This window comes from Kitasatospora purpeofusca, assembly GCF_042691725.1.
In the GTDB taxonomy this organism is placed as follows: Bacteria; Actinomycetota; Actinomycetes; order Streptomycetales; family Streptomycetaceae; genus Kitasatospora; species Kitasatospora purpeofusca_B.
On the sequence record NZ_CP170483.1, the window covers coordinates 8,079,734 to 8,096,389 of the forward strand.

The 16,656-nt window shown below is 76.2% G+C and carries 17 protein-coding genes; 4 read left to right on the top strand and 13 right to left on the bottom strand.

Annotated features, from left to right (window positions below):
• Positions 1-24: 24 nt before the first annotated feature.
• The 8 genes from hppD to ACFCLZ_RS34890 all read right to left on the bottom strand — a co-directional run bounded on the left by hppD (position 25) and on the right by ACFCLZ_RS34890 (position 8,048).
• A complete protein-coding gene (hppD, locus tag ACFCLZ_RS34855) occupies positions 25-1,041 on the bottom strand; it encodes a 4-hydroxyphenylpyruvate dioxygenase (protein ID WP_380281897.1) in 1,017 nt (338 codons plus the stop codon).
• A gap of 60 nt (positions 1,042-1,101) precedes the next feature.
• Positions 1,102-2,364, bottom strand: a complete 1,263-nt coding sequence (locus ACFCLZ_RS34860; protein ID WP_380281898.1) for a beta-ketoacyl-[acyl-carrier-protein] synthase family protein — start codon at positions 2,362-2,364, stop codon at positions 1,102-1,104.
• The gene (locus ACFCLZ_RS34865) at positions 2,361-3,986 is read right to left on the bottom strand and encodes a class I adenylate-forming enzyme family protein (RefSeq protein WP_380281899.1); all 1,626 of its coding nucleotides are present in this window, start codon (positions 3,984-3,986) and stop codon (positions 2,361-2,363) included. The genes ACFCLZ_RS34860 and ACFCLZ_RS34865 overlap by 4 nt, the downstream gene beginning before the upstream one ends.
• 140 nt (positions 3,987-4,126) lie before the next feature.
• Complete coding sequence (locus ACFCLZ_RS34870; RefSeq protein ID WP_380281900.1) at positions 4,127-4,666, bottom strand: hypothetical protein; 540 nt, start codon at positions 4,664-4,666, stop codon at positions 4,127-4,129.
• Positions 4,663-5,556, bottom strand: coding sequence for a beta-ketoacyl synthase N-terminal-like domain-containing protein (locus ACFCLZ_RS34875; protein WP_380286377.1), 894 nt, complete (start codon positions 5,554-5,556; stop codon positions 4,663-4,665). Before ACFCLZ_RS34875 ends, ACFCLZ_RS34870 begins: the two co-directional genes overlap by 4 nt.
• Before the next feature lie 223 nt (positions 5,557-5,779).
• Complete coding sequence (locus ACFCLZ_RS34880) at positions 5,780-6,085, bottom strand: acyl carrier protein (protein WP_380281901.1); 306 nt, start codon at positions 6,083-6,085, stop codon at positions 5,780-5,782.
• The gene (locus ACFCLZ_RS34885; protein WP_380281902.1) at positions 6,082-6,363 is read right to left on the bottom strand and encodes a phosphopantetheine-binding protein; all 282 of its coding nucleotides are present in this window, start codon (positions 6,361-6,363) and stop codon (positions 6,082-6,084) included. Before ACFCLZ_RS34885 ends, ACFCLZ_RS34880 begins: the two co-directional genes overlap by 4 nt.
• Positions 6,364-6,617: 254 nt before the next feature.
• Complete coding sequence (locus ACFCLZ_RS34890; protein WP_380281903.1) at positions 6,618-8,048, bottom strand: class I adenylate-forming enzyme family protein; 1,431 nt, start codon at positions 8,046-8,048, stop codon at positions 6,618-6,620.
• A gap of 191 nt (positions 8,049-8,239) precedes the next feature.
• Here ACFCLZ_RS34890 and ACFCLZ_RS34895 point away from each other — a divergent pair, with 191 nt between their 5' ends.
• The 4 genes from ACFCLZ_RS34895 to ACFCLZ_RS34910 are packed head-to-tail and all read left to right on the top strand — an operon-like array spanning position 8,240 to position 12,488.
• Complete coding sequence (locus tag ACFCLZ_RS34895; RefSeq protein ID WP_380281904.1) at positions 8,240-9,331, top strand: alpha-hydroxy acid oxidase; 1,092 nt, start codon at positions 8,240-8,242, stop codon at positions 9,329-9,331.
• Between the two features lie 51 nt (positions 9,332-9,382).
• On the top strand, positions 9,383-10,156 hold the full coding sequence (locus ACFCLZ_RS34900; protein ID WP_380281905.1) for a methyltransferase domain-containing protein: 774 nt from the start codon (positions 9,383-9,385) through the stop codon (positions 10,154-10,156).
• Between the two features lie 26 nt (positions 10,157-10,182).
• Positions 10,183-11,124 (top strand): alpha/beta hydrolase, encoded by a 942-nt coding sequence (locus tag ACFCLZ_RS34905; RefSeq protein WP_380281906.1) that lies wholly within the window; start codon positions 10,183-10,185, stop codon positions 11,122-11,124.
• Positions 11,121-12,488, top strand: a complete 1,368-nt coding sequence (locus ACFCLZ_RS34910; protein ID WP_380281907.1) for a PLP-dependent aminotransferase family protein — start codon at positions 11,121-11,123, stop codon at positions 12,486-12,488. Before ACFCLZ_RS34905 ends, ACFCLZ_RS34910 begins: the two co-directional genes overlap by 4 nt.
• Before the next feature lie 69 nt (positions 12,489-12,557).
• Here the strand turns inward: ACFCLZ_RS34910 and ACFCLZ_RS34915 are convergent, their stop codons facing one another.
• The 5 genes from ACFCLZ_RS34915 to ACFCLZ_RS34935 form a co-directional block, all read right to left on the bottom strand.
• The gene (locus ACFCLZ_RS34915; RefSeq protein WP_380281908.1) at positions 12,558-12,941 is read right to left on the bottom strand and encodes a hypothetical protein; all 384 of its coding nucleotides are present in this window, start codon (positions 12,939-12,941) and stop codon (positions 12,558-12,560) included.
• 208 nt (positions 12,942-13,149) lie between these two features.
• Positions 13,150-13,914, bottom strand: coding sequence for an ABC transporter permease (locus ACFCLZ_RS34920; protein WP_380281909.1), 765 nt, complete (start codon positions 13,912-13,914; stop codon positions 13,150-13,152).
• A 30-nt stretch (positions 13,915-13,944) separates the two neighbouring features.
• Positions 13,945-14,850: an ATP-binding cassette domain-containing protein gene (locus ACFCLZ_RS34925; RefSeq protein WP_380281910.1), complete on the bottom strand. Its 906-nt coding sequence runs from the start codon at positions 14,848-14,850 to the stop codon at positions 13,945-13,947.
• A 175-nt stretch (positions 14,851-15,025) separates the two neighbouring features.
• Entirely contained in the window at positions 15,026-16,249 is a 1,224-nt protein-coding gene (locus ACFCLZ_RS34930) for a glycosyltransferase (protein WP_380281911.1), read from the bottom strand.
• Positions 16,246-16,545, bottom strand: coding sequence for a hypothetical protein (locus tag ACFCLZ_RS34935; RefSeq protein ID WP_380281912.1), 300 nt, complete (start codon positions 16,543-16,545; stop codon positions 16,246-16,248). Before ACFCLZ_RS34935 ends, ACFCLZ_RS34930 begins: the two co-directional genes overlap by 4 nt.
• Positions 16,546-16,656 lie beyond the last annotated feature (111 nt).

Below are 16,656 nucleotides of genomic sequence, written 5' to 3' on the forward strand. Positions count from 1 at the left end.
GGGCGGACGTCGGAGGGCGGCGGCTCACACCGAGGCGGCGGCGCGCTGGCGCTCGACGGCCTCGTAGAGGGCCTTGATGTTGGCCGTGCCGAAGGTGCCGGCGCCCTGGCGCTCGATCAGCTCCACGAAGTACGTCCGCCGGGGGTGGGTGGAGCGGGCGAAGATCTGGAACAGCTGCCCGCCGTGGTCCTGGTCGACCAGCACGTCCAGCTCGCGCAGCGTCTCCACCGGGATGGCGGTGCCACCGAGCCGCTCGGTGAGCGCGTCGTAGTAGGTGCCGGGGGTGGTCAGGAAGGCCACGCCGCGGTCGCGGATGGTGCGCACGGCGGTGGCGATGTCGCCGGTGCGGAACGCCAGGTGCTGGACGCCGGCGCCCTCGTGGTCGGCGAGGAAGGTGTCGATCTGGCCGGGGCGGCGGGTGGTGTCGGGCTCGATGAGGGTGAAGGTGACCTCGCCGGAGGCGCTCTGCACCACGCTGGAGTCCATCGCCTGCTCGCCGACCTCGATGTACTCGCCGAAGATGCGGTGCATGCCGAGCGCGGCCTCGCAGAACCTCACCGCGTCCGCCAGTTCGCCGGCCGGCAGGCAGATCGCGGCGTGGTCGAGGGCGTCCAGCAGCCGCGGCGAGTCGCCGTCGGCGGGTTCGGGCGCGGCCGGCGCCTCCGGGACGAACCGCAGGGCGGTGTCGCCGAAGCCGGCCACCAGCCCGCCGGCCCGGTCCAGCACCCGGGCCCCGTGCCGCTCGGCACGGTCCAGGGCGGCCTGCGGGTCGGGGCAGGAGAGGGCGAGGGCCGCGACGCCCTCGCCGTGCCGGGCGGCGTAGCGGGCCACCGGGTGCGCCGGGTCGGTGGCGGAGCGCAGCAGGAACCGGATGGTGCCCTGCTGCACCAGGGCGGTGCGCGCGTGCGCGGACTCGGCCGCGGCGAGCTGGTCCGGCTCGGGGGGCACGGCGGTGAAGCCGTAGTCGGCGCAGAGCTCCGCCGCGGTGGCGTCGGCGTCGGCGCAGTGGTACTCGACGTGGGCGATGGACTGGATGGACAACGGGATCTCCCCGGGGGATCGCGAGTTGACGAGTGGCCTGGCACGGGTGTCCGCGCCGCGTCAGCGGACGGACGGGGTGGAGGCGGGCTCGAAGATGAGGCTGAGGTTGTGCCCGCCGAAGGCGAAGGCGTTGCTCAGGGCGGCGGTGAGCGGGACGGTGCGGGCCGCGCCCCGGACGTGGTCCAGGTCGCAGGCCGGGTCCGGCTCGACCAGGTTGACGGTCGGCGGCAGCGTCCCCCGGGCCACCGCGAGTGCGGTGACCGCGGCCTCCAACGCGCCCGCCGCGCCCAGGAGATGGCCGGTGGCGCCCTTGGTGGAGCTGACCGCCGGGCGGTGCTCGCCGAAGACGGCGGTCAGCGCGGCGCTCTCGGCGACGTCGCCGAGCTTGGTGCCGGTGCCGTGGGCGTTGACGTAGCCGATGTCGCAGGGGGCGAGGCCCGCGTTGGCGAGCGCGGCGCGCATCGCGTCGGCGGCGCCCGCGCCGTCGGGCCGCGGCATGGTCGGGTGGTGGGCGTCGGTGGAGGCGCCCCAGCCGGTGAGGTCGGCGTACCCGGCGGCGCCGCGGGCGGCGGCGTGCTCGGGGCTCTCCAGCACCAGGACGGCGCTGCCCTCGCCCAGCACGAAGCCGTTGCGCCGGCGGTCGAAGGGCCGGCTGGCCTGCGCCGGGTCGTCCCAACCGGAGGACAGCGCACGGGCGTTGGTGAAGGCGGCGGCGATCGTCGGGTGCAGTGAGGACTCGGTGCCGCCGCACACCACCACGTCCGCGTCGCCGGAGCGGATCAGCCGCAGCCCTTCGGCGACGGCCTGGGCGCCGGCCGCGCAGGCCGTCACGATGGCCGTGCTGAAGCCGCGGATGCCGTGCTTGATGGCGATCCGGGCGGTGGCCATGTTGGAGAGCATGCCGGGCAGCAGGTAGGGGCTGACGCCGGGGCGGCCGCGTTCGAGGCGCCGGTGGGACTGCTGCTCGAAGGTCTCCAGGCCGCCGCCGCCGGTGGCGAGCACCACGGCGGTGCGGTGCGGGTCGGCGTCCTGGCCGACGACCAGGCCGGCGTCGGCGAGCGCGTCGTCGGCGGCGGCCAGGGCGAGCAGCACGAAGCGGTCCACGCAGCGGGTCTCGGTGGGCGGCAGCACCTCGCGGCCGTCCACCGCCGGGGCGAGGCCGGCTGCGGTCAGCCAGCCGTGGGCGGCGTGGCCCTCGGGCAGGGCGCGGATGCCGGAGCGGCCGGCGGTGAGCGCCTCGAAGACCTCGGCGGGCTTGCGGCCGAGCGGGGTGACCAGGCCGATGCCGGTGACCACGGCGCCCGGGCGGCGGGCGGCGCTCATGCGCCCGCCCCGGCGACCGAGTCCAGGTAGCGCTGGCGCAGCAGGACCTTGCGCACCTTGCCGGTGGGGCCGAGCGGGATGTCGTCCCCGGCCACCACGACGACCTGGCGGACGGTGGCCGCGGCGGCCTCGTCCAGGGCGGCGGTGACGGCCTTGGTGCGGTCGGCGGTCGGGTCGGCCCCGGCGGCCAGGATCAGCAGCACATCGGTGACCACCCGCTCGCCGTCGCGCACCGCGACCACCGTGCAGTCCAGCACGTCGGGGCAGGCGGCCAGCACCCGCTCCTCCGACATCGCGGTGAACAGCCGCTTGCCGTCGCCGAGTTCGACCGAGTCGACGGCCCGGTCGACGTGGTAGTAGTAGCCCTCCTCGTCCCGGTACATCAGATCGCCGGTGAGGAACCGCCCGCGGATCCGGGTGCGGTAGGTGGTGGCGGAGTCGTTCCAGTAGCCGAGGGCCAGGGTCGGGGAGGCGGTGGCGAGTTCGCCGACCTCGCCCGGGCCGAGCGGCTCGCCGTCGTGGCCGACCAGTTCGCAGTCGACGAAGGCGTGCGGGCGCCCGACGCAGCGGCCGTAGCGGTCGGTGTCCGGGCCGTGGGTGATGAAGAAGTGCGAGTGGCCCATCTCGGTGGAGCCCAGGCCGTCCACGAACAGTGAGCCGGGCACCCGGACCCGGCCCTCGCGGGTCACCGACTCGCGGCTGCCGGCGGCGACCAGGCGGCGGATGTGCACCTCGTGCGCGCAGTCGCCGGTGTTCCACCAGAGGGCGACCGATGCCAGGTCCCGCGCGGGCAGGTCGTGGTGGGCGAGGTCGGCCCAGGTGGCGGCGAAGCCGACCACACCGCTGGGGCGCCACTGCTCGATCGCGTCCAGCACGCCGGCGCCGGACTGGCTGGAGAGCACGGCGAGTTGTGTGTGCGAGGCGAGGGCGAGGTTGACCGCGATCAGGGTGGCGGCGTGCGGGGCGGGCAGCGCGCTGAGCATCCGCTCCTGGCCCTGCGGGCGGGGCAGCCGGGCGCGGTGGCGGATCGCCGCGTACAGGCTCGTGTGCGAGTGCACCACGGCCTTGGGCATGCCGGTGGTGCCGGAGGAGTGGGTGATCGCCACCGGGTCGCCGGCCCAGTGCCGGTAGGGCTCGGGGGCGGCCTCGGGGTCGCCGGAGCCGAGGGTGGCGATCTCGGGCAGCGCGGGGGCGCCGGGCTCGTGGCCGGCCAGCGCGGCCAGGTGCGGCGGGTCGGCGAGGATGCCGACCGGGCCGAGCTTGGCGATGTAGCGGGCGGCCCGCTCGCCGTCCAGGTGGGGGTTGAGCAGCGCGGGGATCGCACCGAGCCGGGTCAGGGCGAGGAAGGCCAGCACGTGGTCGGCGGCGTCGCTCGCGTACACCACCACCGGGTCGCGCCGGCCGACGCCGAGGGCGTGCAGGGCGGCGGCCCGGGCGCGGACGGCGCGGTCCAGCTCGGCGAGCGTGAAGGGCTGCCAGGCGGCGTGGTCGTCGACCGGGGTGTCGAAGGTCAGCAGCGGCTCGTCGAGGCCGAGGCCGAGCGCGAGGCGGCTGGTGAGGACGTTTCCGGCGCCGACGGCCGGATCGTCCGCCAGTCGGGTGCGGATACTGCGGATGCTCACGGGGTGGATCCCTCCCGAGGTACGGGCGTGCGGGGCGTGCTGCGGCGGGACGCGGCGGGTGGGGGACCGCTCGCGCCGGTGGTGCGCAGGGGGACGGGTGCGGGTGTTCGGCGGGTCGGGGTCGGTCGGGTGGGCGGGGGTCAGACGGTGGTGACCAGCAGGGCCACGGCCCGGTCGGTGCCGTCCGGGCCCTCGGCGTCGTCGGCGTCGTCGGCCTGCTCGGCGGCGATGACGAGGACCTGGTCGGCGTCGCCGTCGGCGAGCAGCAGCTCCGCCAGGTCGAGCGCGTCCTGCGGGACCCGCCCGGGTGGCGGGGGCTGCGCCGGGGTGATCGCCACCACGGGGCCGGTCAGCCCCCAGCGGGCGGCGATGTGGCCGAGGACGGCGTTCGGGTTGGACTGGAAGAACAGCAGCGGGGGCATCCGCCGGGCGGTGTCGGCGGCGGCCTCGTCGATGGCGCGGGCGGTGGCGCGGTCGCCGCCCGCGCTGGCCAGCAGCAGCGCGGTCCGGCCGGGGGCCGGGGCCGCGCCGTGGCGGGCGCGCAGGCAGCGTTCGGCGGTCTCGGCCACCAGGGGGTTGAAGGAGGAGGCGGCGAAGCCGGGCAGCGGGGGGAGCGGCTCGGGCTCGCGGGCGTCGGGGTCGGGCCAGGCGGCCTCGGCGAGGATGCGCAGCGCGGTCATCGGGCGGCCACCAGGAGTGCGGTGTTGGCGCCGCCGAAGGCGGAGTTGAGGGTGAGCGCGTAGCGCGGCCGGGCGGCGCGAGGGCCGTCCAGCACGAGGTCCAGGCCGATGTCCGGGTCCGGGCCCAGCCAGCCGGCGTTGACCGGCAGCAGGCCGTCGGTCAACGCGCCGATGGTGACGACGAGTTCGAGCAGCGCCGAGGCCTCCAGGGCGTGGCCGTGGACGGCCTTGCTGGAGCTGACGGGCAGCCGCGCGGTGTGCGCGCCGAAGACCCGGTGCAGCGCCTTGGCCTCGGCGTGGTCCGACAGGGTCGAGCCGGTGCCGTTGGCGTTGACGTAGCCGACCTCCTCCGGGGCGATCCCGGCCCGCTCCAGCGCGGCCCCGACGGCCCGCGCCACGCCGTCGCCCTCGGGTTCGGGGCGGCAGACGTGGTGGGCGTCCCCGGCCCGGCCCCAGCCGGCCAGCCGGGCCAGCACGGGCGCGCCGCGCCGCTCGGCCTCCGGTTCGGCCTCCACCAGGACGGCGGCGGCCGCGTCGCCGAGCAGGGTGCCGCTGCGGCCGGTGCTGAACGGGCGCAGCTCGCCGTCGCGGGCCAGCGCCCGGCCGGCGTCGAAGGCGGCGAAGACGCCCGGCTCGACCAGGTGCCCGGCGGCGACCAGCACCCGGGGGTGGCGGCCGGCGGCGACCAGCGCGGCGGCGTCGGCGACGGCGCTCGCCGCCGCGACGCAGGCGCCGGTGTAGGCGCGGGTGACCCCGGGGTGCCCCAGGCGGCGGCGGTTGCGGCGGCGACCGCGGCGACGGTCGCCCGGGTGCGCAGGTCGCTGTGCAGCGCGAGCAGCACGGGCGGGCCGGTGTCGGGCGCGCCCGGGGCCAGGCCGGCCCGGCGGCAGGCCTGGCCGACCGCGGCGAGCACGGCGTCGGCGAGCGGGCGCGGCTCGGGCAGCAGCGCGGCGCGCACGGTGCGGCGCGCCGAGACGTCGAACCGGGTGACCGCGGCGAACGCGGCCTTTCCGTGGACGACGGCCTCGGCGAGCGCGGCGGGCCCGTCGCCGGCCGCGCTGAGCACGCCGACGCCGGTCACCACGGGCCGGACGGCGGGCGGGGCGTGGCGGTTCATGGCCGCGCGGCCCCCGCGCCGGTGTCGGTGACGGCGCCGGTGTCGGTGACGGCGTCGGCGGGGCCGCCGGCCGCGAGCACGGCGGCGCGGAACACGGCGACGGCGTCGTCGACCGTCCGCACGGCCTCGAAGGCGTCGTCGTCGAGGTCCGGTTCGATGCCGTAGCGCTGCTCGAACTCGGCTATCAGCCAGGTGAGTTCGAGCGAGCCGAGTTCCTCGGGGACATCCTCGGCGGCGCGCTGCCCGAACGCCGCGAGCATGGCCAGCACCTCGGCCCGGTCGGGGCGGGCGAGGTCGGTCACGCCGGGCTGCCCGAGGCGGCGGTGGCGGCGCCGGCGGCGATCCGCGCGGCGACGTCGGCGGTGAACTGGTCGAGCGTCATCAGCGCGGTGGTCTCCATCTCGTCGAGGTCGAACTTGACCCCGTACTCGTCCTCGACCTGGACCGAGAGGTCGGCGAGCGCGAGCGACTCCAGGTCCAGGCCGGCCGGACCGAGGTCGGTGTCGCCGGTGACCTCGGAGACGTCGTACTGCATCTCGGCCAGTGCGGCGAGGACGAACGCGCGGATGCGGTCCTGCATGGTGGGCTCCTTGTGTCCGGGTGCGCGCGGCGCCCGGGGTCGTCGGGGAAGGGAACGCGGTCCACCGGGGCGCCCGGTGGCGGTCCCGACGGGCAGGCGGAACCTGCCTGTTGGGGAAGACTCCGGTGTCCCGGTCGGGACGGGCGGGACGGGCGGGACGGTCCGGTGGTCCGGCGGTCCTCGGGCCGAGGGTGGCCGAGGGCGCCGGAGGCGGGTGGTGCGCAGCCGGGCGCGCCGGGTCGCGGCGCGCCGGGTCAGCCGGCGGCGGCGCGCAGGGCGGCCGGGTCGCGCAGCAGCTTCCCGGTGGCGGTGCGGGGGAGCTGTGGCAGGAAGGCCAGCCGGCGCGGCCGCTTGTAGGCGGCGAGCTGCTGGGCGAGGCCGTCCTGGACGAGGGTCCGGTCGGCGCCGTCCTCGGCCGAGAGGTAGGCCTCGATGGCGCCGTCGTCGAAGACCACGACGGCCTCCCGGACCTGCGGGAGCGCGGCGAGGGTCTGCTCGACCTCGGTGAGGTCGACCTTGAGCCCGCCGATCGAGACCTGCGAGTCCCGGCGGCCCAGGACGGTGACCCGGCCGGTGTCCGGGTCGAGGACGGCGGCGTCGCGGGTGTGCAGCCAGCCGTCCGCCCAGCGGGTCGGGTCGTCGAGTCCGGGGTAGGGCGAGGCGGGGGTGCCCAGTTGGAGTTCGCCGTCCACGAGCCGCAGCTCCATGCCGTGCACGGGCTGCTTGGCCGGGTACAGGGTGCCGTCCAGGTCGGTGGCGATCACCCCGGTCTCGGTCATCCCGTACATGGTGCCGAGCGGGACGCCGTACCGCGCGGTGAACGCGGCGGGCAGGCCCGGGCGGACGAGCTCGCCGGCCACCACCATCCGCCGCAGCTGCGGCAGTTCGGGCGGATCCGTCGCGCCGGCCAGCAGCTCGGCGTGGAACGGCACCCCGATCACGGTGGTCGGGCGGCCGTCGGCGGCGACCGCGCCGAGGATGCCCGCCGCCGTCATCCGGTCCGGGACGGTGAGCGGCGCGCGTGCGTGCAGGCTGTTGAGCAGCCCGCCGACCAGGCCGAGCACGTGCACCACCGAGGAGAGCAGGACGACCCGCTCGCCCTCGCCGGGGAACGCCGCCAGTCTGCGGTAGCAGTCGAGTTCGCGGATCAGGTCGCCCGCGGTGCGGGCGATCACCTTGGCCGGCCCGGTCGAGCCCGAGCTGAGCTGGACCAGCGCGTGGCCGGTTCCGGCGGGCCGGCCGGCGGGCAGCCGGACGGCGACCGGGTCGACCAGCGAGTAGCCGCGCAGCGCCGCGGCCGCGGGCCGCGAGGCCGAGCCGACGAGCACCTGCGGGGCCAGCCGGTCGACCGCCAGCTCGACCTCGTGGTCGGTCAGTCGGTGGTCCAACAGGGCCACCTGGGCCCGTAGTTGCCACGCCGCCAGGAGCACCGCGACGAAGCCCAGCGAGGGCGGCAGCCGCAGGGCGGCGGTGCCGCCCGGGCCGAGGCCGGCCGCGGCCAGCCGCTCGGCCTGCTCGGCGACCAGCGCGCGCAGGGCGCCGCGGTCGACGGGCGTGCCGAAGCGGAGGCACTCCTCACCCCCGGGACCGGCCAGCAGCACCCGGTCGACCCAGTCGGCGGGAGCGTCGGCGTGCGGGGGTGAGGCGGGCGGCGGTGAAGAAGGGGAAAAGCCGGTCAACGCCACTCCACGGAGTGAGGAGATTTGTCATGGACACTTGGACGATGTTCACATGCCATCACAAGCAATACGTCCAATTCCGTTGCCAGACCTTCGCACAGACGATTGGTCAAATCAAGGTCTATACCAATGAGGTGCAGACCTCCTACGCTGCCGATCCGTGGACCGGTCCGAGCGCGGCCGGTCCGGGAACGAGGATGCCCGTGGCACCACTCACGCTGGCCGGGATCGAACGCGCCGCGCGCGAGCAACTCCCCCCGGAAATATGGGACTTCGTCGAAGGTGGCAGCGGCGCGGAACGCACCCTGGCGGCCAACCGGGAAATGTTCGGACGCTATGCGTTCCGCCCGCGCACGCTTGTTGACGTCTCCGTCTGCACGCCCGCCGTCGACCTGCTCGGCACCACCCTGCAACTGCCGGTCGGAATTGCCCCGATGGCCTACCACCGACTGGTCCATCCGGACGGCGAAACGGCGACCGCCCGGGCGTCCGGAAAGGCAGGCGCCCTCCTGGTCGCCGGAATCTTCGCCAGCCGCACCCTGGAGGAGATCGCCGCCGCGGCCACCGGCCCGCTCTGGCTCCAGCTCTACTGGCTGCGCCGCCGCGACGCCCTCGCCGCCCTGGTGGAGCGCGCCGAGGCGGCCGGCTTCGGCGCCCTGCTGCTCACCGTCGACGCCCCCCGGATCGGCCGCCGGCTGCGCGACCTGCGCAACGGCTTCGCCGTCCCCCCGGAGATCCGCGCGGTCAACCTCGACCCCGCCCTGATGGCCGCCAGCCACCGCGCCGGCCACGGCAGTTCGGGCATCGCCGAGCACGCCCGCGAACAGTTCGACCCCACCCTGACCTGGACCGACCTCGCCTGGCTGCGCGAACGCACCCGGCTGCCGCTGGTCCTCAAGGGCGTGCTGACCGCCGAGGACGCCCGGCGCGCCGCCGAGCACGGCGTCGACGCGGTCGTCGTCTCCAACCACGGCGGCCGCCAGCTCGACGGCGCGCTGCCCGCCCTGGCCGCCCTCCCCGAGGTCGTCGACGCCCTGCCGCCGCACCTGCCGGCGCTGCTCGACGGCGGCGTGCGCGGCGGCGCGGACATCGCCGTCGCCCTCGCCCTCGGCGCCCGCGCCGTCCTGGTCGGCCGCCCGGCGTTCTGGGGCCTGGCCACCGGCGGCGAGGCGGGCGTGACCCGCGTCCTCGACCTGCTGCGCGACGAACTGGAGCACACCATGGCCCTGTTGGGCCGCCCCACCGCCGCCGACCTGGACCGCACCGCCCTCGCGCCCTGGCCCGCCTGAGCGCTTCGCGCGCGGACCATCCCCCCGACCGAACGACCGAAAGACGACATCATGAGCAGACAAGACGCCTTCCCGGGCTGGGACTGGGACGACCCCGACGGCCTCGCCGAGCAGCTCGACCGGTTCAGCGCCGACGTCGCCACCTGCCAGAAGCTGGAGCCCGCCGCCGGCGGACTCCCGTACGACCACGCCGACTTCACCGGGCTCGGCATCACCGGCCTGGAGTTCGCCGCCTTCCGCACCGCCCACCCGGACGGCCTCGGCACCGACCTCACCGCCCTGCGCGGCCCCGACACCACCACCGAACCCGGCACCCTCTACCGGGTCGACGGCGACCGCTGGTTCACCCAGCTCGACATCTCCGAGCCGCTGCCCTTCGCCGACGCCAGCGTCGACTGGGTCTACGCCGAGCACCTCATCGAGCACGTCACCATGCCCGTCGCGGTCGGCTGGCTGCGCGAGGCCCGGCGGGTGCTGCGCCCCGGCGGCGTCCTGCGCCTCACCACCCCCGACCTGGCCCGCTACCTGGCCGGCTACGCCACCGGGGACGGCTTCCTCACCAAGCACCGCCGGCGCCTGACCACCATGGGCTTCGGCCCGCCGATGCCGCAGCGCCCCGCCTTCCTGGTCAACCAGATCTTCCGCTACTACGGTCACCAGTGGATCTACGACCTCGACGAGCTGCGGCACGTCCTGACCCGGGCCGGCTTCGAGGACGGCCGGATCCGGCACTGCGCCTACCGCGAGGGCGCCCGCGCCGACGTCGCCGACCTGGACACCGCCTTCCGTACCGACGAGACCATCTACGTCGAGGCCGACCGCTGACCCGGTCCCGTCCCGAGGAAACCCCGATGCCCCTGCACCCCCAGGCCCAGGCGCTGCGCGACCGCCGCGCGAGCGCCGGCACGGCCCCGCTCTACCGCCTCACCGTGGCCGAGGCCCGCGCCGCCGACCTCGCCGACATCCGCGCCGCCGCGGGCACCCCCGAGCCGGTCGCCGCCGTCGAGGAGCACCGCCTCCCCGGCCCCGGCGGCGAGCTGGCGCTGCGCCTCTACCGGCCCGAGCCGCCCGCCGACGGCCGCCCGCTGCCCGTCCTGCTCTACCTGTTCGGCGGCGGCTGGACCCTCGGCTCGCCCGACACCAGCGACGCGATCTGCCGCGCGCTGACCAACGCCGTCGGCTGCGCCACCGCCTCCGTCGGCTACCGTCTCGCCCCCGAGCACCCGTTCCCGGCCGCCGTCCGGGACTGCGCCGCCGCCGCCCGCTGGCTCGCCGCGCACGCGGACGGGCTCGGCCTGGACGCCGGGCGCCTCGCCGTCGCCGGCGACAGCGCCGGCGGCAACCTGGCCGCCGTGCTCGCCCTGCTCGCCCGCGACGAGGGCGGCCCGGCGATCCGGCACCAACTGCTCGTCTACCCCAACACCGACGCCCGCGCCGACACCGCCTCGCTGCGCGAGCACGACGACCCGGCGCTGTTCAACCGCCGCTCGGTCGCCTGGTACTGGGGCCACTACCTGGCCGACCCGGCCGACGGCGCCCACCCGCACGCCTCCCCGCTGCGCGCCCCGAGCCTGGCCGGGCTGCCGCCCGCCACCGTCGTCACCGCCGAGTACGACCCGCTGCGCGACGAGGGCGAGCAGTACGCCGAGGCGCTGCGCGCGGCGGGCGTCCCCGTGGAGCTGCGGCGCTGGGCGGGCATGCCGCACGGGTTCTTCGCGATGACCGGCACCCTGGACGGCGCGGCCGAGGCCCAGGCGTACGCGGCCGCGCGGCTGCGCGAGGCCCTCGCGTGAGCGCCCCCGCCGCCGCCCCGCCGCCCGCGGACACGGTCGAGGCCGCCGCGCCCGTCACGCTCCCGCTCGCCGAGCTGCACGGCTCCCTCGCGGACCCGCTGCTGGACGCGATGACCTTCCTCAACGAGGTGACCACCCGCTACCCGCAGGCGGTCTCCTTCGCCCCCGGCCGCCCCTACGAGGGCTTCTTCGAGCCCGAGGACGTCCCCGCCTACCTGGACGCCTACCTCGACCACCTGGCCGCCGCCGGCCTGGACCGCGACGCGATCCGCACCACCCTGTTCCAGTACGGGCCGACCAAGGGCGTCATCAACGACCTGGTGGCCCGCACCCTGGCCCACGACGAGAACCTCGCCGTGGCCCCCGAGGCGCTGGTCCTGACCGTCGGCGCCCAGGAGGGCATGCTGCTGACGCTGCGCGCGCTCTGCGCCGGCCCGGACGACGTGCTGCTGGTCAGCTCGCCCTGCTACGTCGGCGTCACCGGCGCCGCCCGGCTGCTCGACCTGACCACCGTTCCCGTCCCCGAGGGCCCGGACGGCGGGCCCGACCCGGCGGCCGTGCGCGCCGCCGCCCGCGAGGTCCGCGCCGCCGGCCGGCGCCCGCGCGCCCTGTACGTGGTGCCGGACTTCGCCAACCCCTCCGGCACCTCGATGCCCGTCCCGGCCCGGGCCCGGCTGCTGGCGACGGCCGCCGAGGAGGACCTGCTGGTCATCGAGGACAACCCGTACGGGTTCTTCGCCCGGGACGCGGGCGAGCGGCCCACCCTCAAAGCGCTGGACCGCCACCGCCGGGTCGTCTACCTGGGCTCCTTCGCCAAGACCTGCTTCCCCGGCGCCCGGCTCGGCTACGTGGTCGCCGACCAGGAGGTGACCGGGCCCGGCGGACGGCGCACCCTGCTGGCCGACGAGCTGGCCAAGCTGAAGAGCATGACGACGGTCAACACGCCGGCCCTCAGCCAGGCGGTGATCGGCGGAATGCTGCTCACCCACGACTGCCGGCTGCGGGCCGCCAACGCCCCCGCCACGGCCCACTACGCGGCCGGCATGGACGTCCTGCTGACCGAGCTGGAGCGGTGCTTCCCGGCGGCCGAGCGGGAGCGCCTGGGCCTGTCCTGGAACGTGCCGCAGGGCGGCTTCTTCGCGGTGCTCACGGTGGCCTTCGCGGCCGACGACGCGGCGATGGAGCGCTGCGCGCGCGAGTTCGGCGTGCTCTGGACGCCGATGACGTCGTTCTACCCGGCCGGCGGCGGGGAGCACCGGCTGCGGCTGTCCATCAGCTCCCTGACGCCCGGGCGGATCGTGGCCGGTGTCGCCCGGCTCGCGGACTTCGTACGGGCCGAGAGCGCCCGGGCGGCCGCGCCCTGACCCCGCCCACCCCGTGACGCACGACGGCGGCGCCTCCCGGGAACGGGGGGCGCCGCCGTCGTCGGACGGTCAGCGGGTGCCGGCCGCCTTCGGGCCGGCCTCGGCGGCCTTGATGGGCGGCTTGGCCGCGATGGCCTTGACGGGCGGCTTCGCCGCGACCGCCTTGGCCGGCGGCTTGGCGGCGGCGGCCTTGACGGGGGGCTTCGCCGCGACCGCCTTGGCCGGAGGCTTGGCCGCGACCGCCTTGACGGGCGGCTTGGCGGCGACGGCGGCCGCCGGCCGGGCCTCGGCGGCCTTGACCGGGGGCTTGGCGGCGGCCGGGGTGGCGGCGAGCAGGCCCACCACGGGCAGTGCGGCGATCGCGCCGCCCGCGAGGGCCAGACGGGCGCCCCGGCGCCGCGAGGGCAGGCCGGCGCGGTCGGCGGCCGGGGTGTTCTCGGACCGGAGGCTCATGGGGTTCCTCTCGACGAGCTGACGAAGTGGCGAACTGACGGAGTGGCGAACTGACGGTCGACCGACTCGACGATAGGGCCGCGGAAGCCGCCCGGACAACCAACCCGCCCGGGCCCCACCTTCGGTGACGGAACGCCAGTGGACCGGGCCTCCCGCCGGCCCGGTCCGCCACCGCGCGAAGGCGCAGCCGCGCCACCCGCGCCCGGGTTCAGCGCACCCGGGTCGAGAACAGCCGCGCCGACCAGTACACCGCCGCCACCGTCATCACCGCGACCACCAGCAGGCCCTGCCAGACCACGCTGTCCCCGAGGTGGCCCGAGAACAGCGCGCGCATGCCCTCCACCGCCCAGTAGAAGGGGTTCCACTTGGCCATCGACTGGAGCCACATCGGCGCCAGCGCCAGCGGCAGCAGCACCCCGGAGAGCAGCGCGATCGGCTGCGCGATGGTGTTCACCACCGGCGCCATCGCCTCGTCGGCGGGCAGCACCAGGGCGATCCCGTAGGAGATCGCCGAGGTCATCAGCGCGAGCAGGCCCATCAGCAGGAAGGCCAGCACCAGGTCCAGCGGACCGACCCGCAGGCCGAACGGCAGCGCGATCAGCGTGATGATCACCGCCTGGACGAGCAGCGCCACCGTCTCGCGCAGCGCCCGGCCGAGCAGCAGGGCGAGCCGGCTGACCGGGGTGACCCGGGCCCGCTCGATGATCCCGGCCCGCAGTTCGCCGAGCAGGCTGAAGCCGGTGTACAGGCCGCCGAAGATGCACAGTACCGCCAACAGGCCGGGCACGTAGATCTGGTAGGCCTCGGCGTAGCTGTGCGCGCCCATCGGCTCCAGCACCTTCTTGAGCAGCGGCGCGAAGAGCAGCAGGTAGAAGATCGGCTGGATCACCCCGACGGCGATCCAGATCGGGGTTCGCCACATCAGCAGCAACTGGCGCTGGAAGACCAGCCAGGTGTCGCGGGCGAGCTTCATGGGCCCCTCCTCGGGGATCCGGAGGTGCGGTCAGGACTGCGCGATGGAGCGGCCGGTGCGGGCCAGGAAGACGTCGTCCAGGCTGGGCCGTTGCAGCTGCACGGTGCCGGTGACGACGCCGGCCGCGTCCAGGGCGCGCAGCAGGCGCGGGACGGCGGCGGCGCCGTCGTCCAGGTAGAGCCGCACGCCGTCCTCGCCGTTGAGCTCCAGGCGGTGCAGGACCGGCAGGCCGGGCTGCTCGCGCAGGGCCTTGGCGGCCCGCTCGGCCTCGCCGGCGCCGAGGCCGATGAGCACGACGTCGCCGGATATCTCGCGTTTGAGCGTCTCGGGCGTGCCCTCGGCGACGATGCCGCCGTGGTCGACGATGGAGACGCGGTCGCAGAGCGCGTCGGCCTCGTCGAGGTAGTGGGTGGTGACGACGACGGTCATGCCCTCGTCGCGCAGCCGCCGGATCTCGGACCAGACGTGGCCGCGGCTGGCCGGGTCGAGGCCGACCGTGGGCTCGTCGAGGAACAGCACCTTCGGCGCGTGGATGACGCCGAGCGCGATGTCGAGCCGGCGGCGCTGGCCGCCGGAGTAGGTGCGGCACGGCCGGTCGCCGAACTCGGTGAGCTCGAAGGCCTTGAGCGCGTCCTCGGCGCGGCTGAGCGCCTCGGCCTTGCCCTTGCCGTGCAGCCGCGCCTGCATCACGAGTTCCTCGCGCGCGGTGACGGCGTCGGTGGTGCCGCCGCCCTGGGCGACGTAGCCGATGCGGCGGCGCACCTCGGCGGGGTCGGCGAACAGGTCGGCGCCGGCGATCCGGGCCTCGCCGCCGTCGGGGCGGATCAGTGTGGCGAGCATCCGCAGGGTGGTCGTCTTGCCTGCGCCGTTGGGGCCGAGGAAGCCGAAGATCTCACCGGGCTCGACGTCCAGATCGATGCCTCGGACGGCGTCCACGGGGGGCTGGCCGCGTTTCTTGGAAGGGTAGGACTTACTCAGCCCCTTGGTCTCGATCAACCAGAACTCCCGTGCGGGGATGGGTTGCCGGGGCGCCGGGAAGGCGGCGCGCGGGGCACCTGGGAAGCGGTGCTGCGGGCCACCCTAGAGTCTGCGGCGCCCCGGAAACAATGGCCTAGACCAATGGATTGACCAATGGTTTGGCCCGAAGGGCACCCGTCGCGACCAGTGCCTCCACCCGGTCGGCGGCCGTCACGGCCCCGCCGCCGGCGAGCAGTGCGGACCCGACCCTGGCCGCCGCCGCCCGGTACCCGGGCTCCTCCAGCACGCTGCGCAGCGCCGCGCCGAGCCGATCCGGCGTCACCCGGGCGAACGGCACCCGCACCCCGGCCCCGGCGGCCGCCACCTGCGCGGCCACGAACGGCTGGTCGTGCCGGATCGGCGCGGTCACCAGCGGCAGCCCGTGCACCAGCGCCTCGCCGACGGTGTTCATCCCGCCGTGGCACAGCACCGCGTCCAGCGCGCCGCGCCGCATCAGCTCCAGCACCGGCGCCCGGTCCACCGCCACCGCCTCGGCGGGCAGTTCGGGCAGCAGCTCGCCCGGCGCCGCGAACACCGGCTGCACGTCGGGCCCGGCCAGCTCCACCGCCCGCGCCGCGCGGGCCAGGAAGTCCGCGCCCAGCTCTCCGGCGAGGGTGCCCATGGTGACCAGCACCCGCCTGCGGTCCGGCAGCAGCCGCTCCCAGGGGAACGCCGGGTCGGCCGGCCGGTCCGCCAGCACCGGCCCCACCAGGGCGTACCGGTCGGGCAGCGCCTCGGCGCCGGTCGGCTCCGCCCCGGCCGGCAGCGGGCCGGTGAGCGCCGGGCCGGTGAAGGCGAGCACCAGGTCGGGGGAGAACCGCGGGTCGGTGTACTCCTCCTCGGGCAGCCCGGCCCGCCGCCACAGGCCCCGGAGCAGGTCCGTCATCCACTGCTCCACCAGCGGCAGCGCCCGGAACGGCCGCCCCAGCTCCATCGCGCCCGGCGCCAGGGTGCCCCAGGGCAGCCGGTGCCGGTGCGCCACCAGCGCCCCGGCCGGCGTGTGCTGGTCCACCAGCAGCGCGTCCGGCCGGTACTCGCGCACCGCCGCGTCCAGCGCCTTCACGGTGAACCGCGCGTACGGGACGATGAAGCCCTCCCACAGCGAGCGGACGGCGGCCAGCCCGTGCCCGCCCTGCGCCCGGAAGGCCCGGGTGCCGGTGCCGAACACCGGCGCGTCGGGCCCCAGCAGCGGCCGCAGCACCGCCTCGGTGCCCGTCCAGGCCACCTCGTGGCCGCGCGCGACCAGCTCCCGGGCCAGGCCCGTGGTCGGGTTGACGTGCCCGGTCAGCGGCGGGACCACCAGCAGGAAGCGGCTCATCGGGCGTCCTTCGCGGGCAGCAGCCGCTCCACGTCGGCGACGGTCAGCGCCTCCAGCCCGGCCAGGTCGAGCCCGGCCCGCAGCGCGGCGAGGTCCACGGAGGGGCCGAAGCTCCGGCGCAGGCCCTCGTGCAGCGCCGCGAGGTCGGTCTCGTCGAGCAGCAGGTCCCCGTCCAGCCGGGCCTGCGGGATCACCCGCGCGGCCCAGTCGGGCGGCGCCTGCGCGACGTCGGCCAGCAGGGACACCAGCGCCGGACGGACCGGCGGTACGGCGACAGGAGGTTCACGATCGGTCATCCGGGGACTCCACCGGCTCGTCGAAGCGGGGGCGGGGACGGCGGGCGCGACATGCGCGCGCTGCCTGGGTGAGGTGTGCGGGCTGTGTGCCGCAACCGCCCGAGATCACTT

Bases quoted from the DNA above. Each gene is read 5' to 3' on its own strand.
- ACFCLZ_RS34860 (WP_380281898.1), bottom strand. From the start codon at position 2,364: ATGAGCGCCGCCCGCCGCCCGGGCGCCGTGGTCACCGGCATCGGCCTG.
- ACFCLZ_RS34870 (WP_380281900.1), bottom strand. From the start codon at position 4,666: ATGACCGCGCTGCGCATCCTCGCCGAGGCCGCCTGGCCCGACCCCGAC.
- ACFCLZ_RS34885 (WP_380281902.1), bottom strand. From the start codon at position 6,363: ATGCAGGACCGCATCCGCGCGTTCGTCCTCGCCGCACTGGCCGAGATG.
- ACFCLZ_RS34895 (WP_380281904.1), top strand. From the start codon at position 8,240: ATGCCCGTGGCACCACTCACGCTGGCCGGGATCGAACGCGCCGCGCGC.
- ACFCLZ_RS34900 (WP_380281905.1), top strand. From the start codon at position 9,383: ATGAGCAGACAAGACGCCTTCCCGGGCTGGGACTGGGACGACCCCGAC.
- ACFCLZ_RS34905 (WP_380281906.1), top strand. From the start codon at position 10,183: ATGCCCCTGCACCCCCAGGCCCAGGCGCTGCGCGACCGCCGCGCGAGC.
- ACFCLZ_RS34915 (WP_380281908.1), bottom strand. From the start codon at position 12,941: ATGAGCCTCCGGTCCGAGAACACCCCGGCCGCCGACCGCGCCGGCCTG.
- ACFCLZ_RS34920 (WP_380281909.1), bottom strand. From the start codon at position 13,914: ATGAAGCTCGCCCGCGACACCTGGCTGGTCTTCCAGCGCCAGTTGCTG.
- ACFCLZ_RS34930 (WP_380281911.1), bottom strand. From the start codon at position 16,249: ATGAGCCGCTTCCTGCTGGTGGTCCCGCCGCTGACCGGGCACGTCAAC.
- ACFCLZ_RS34935 (WP_380281912.1), bottom strand. From the start codon at position 16,545: ATGACCGATCGTGAACCTCCTGTCGCCGTACCGCCGGTCCGTCCGGCG.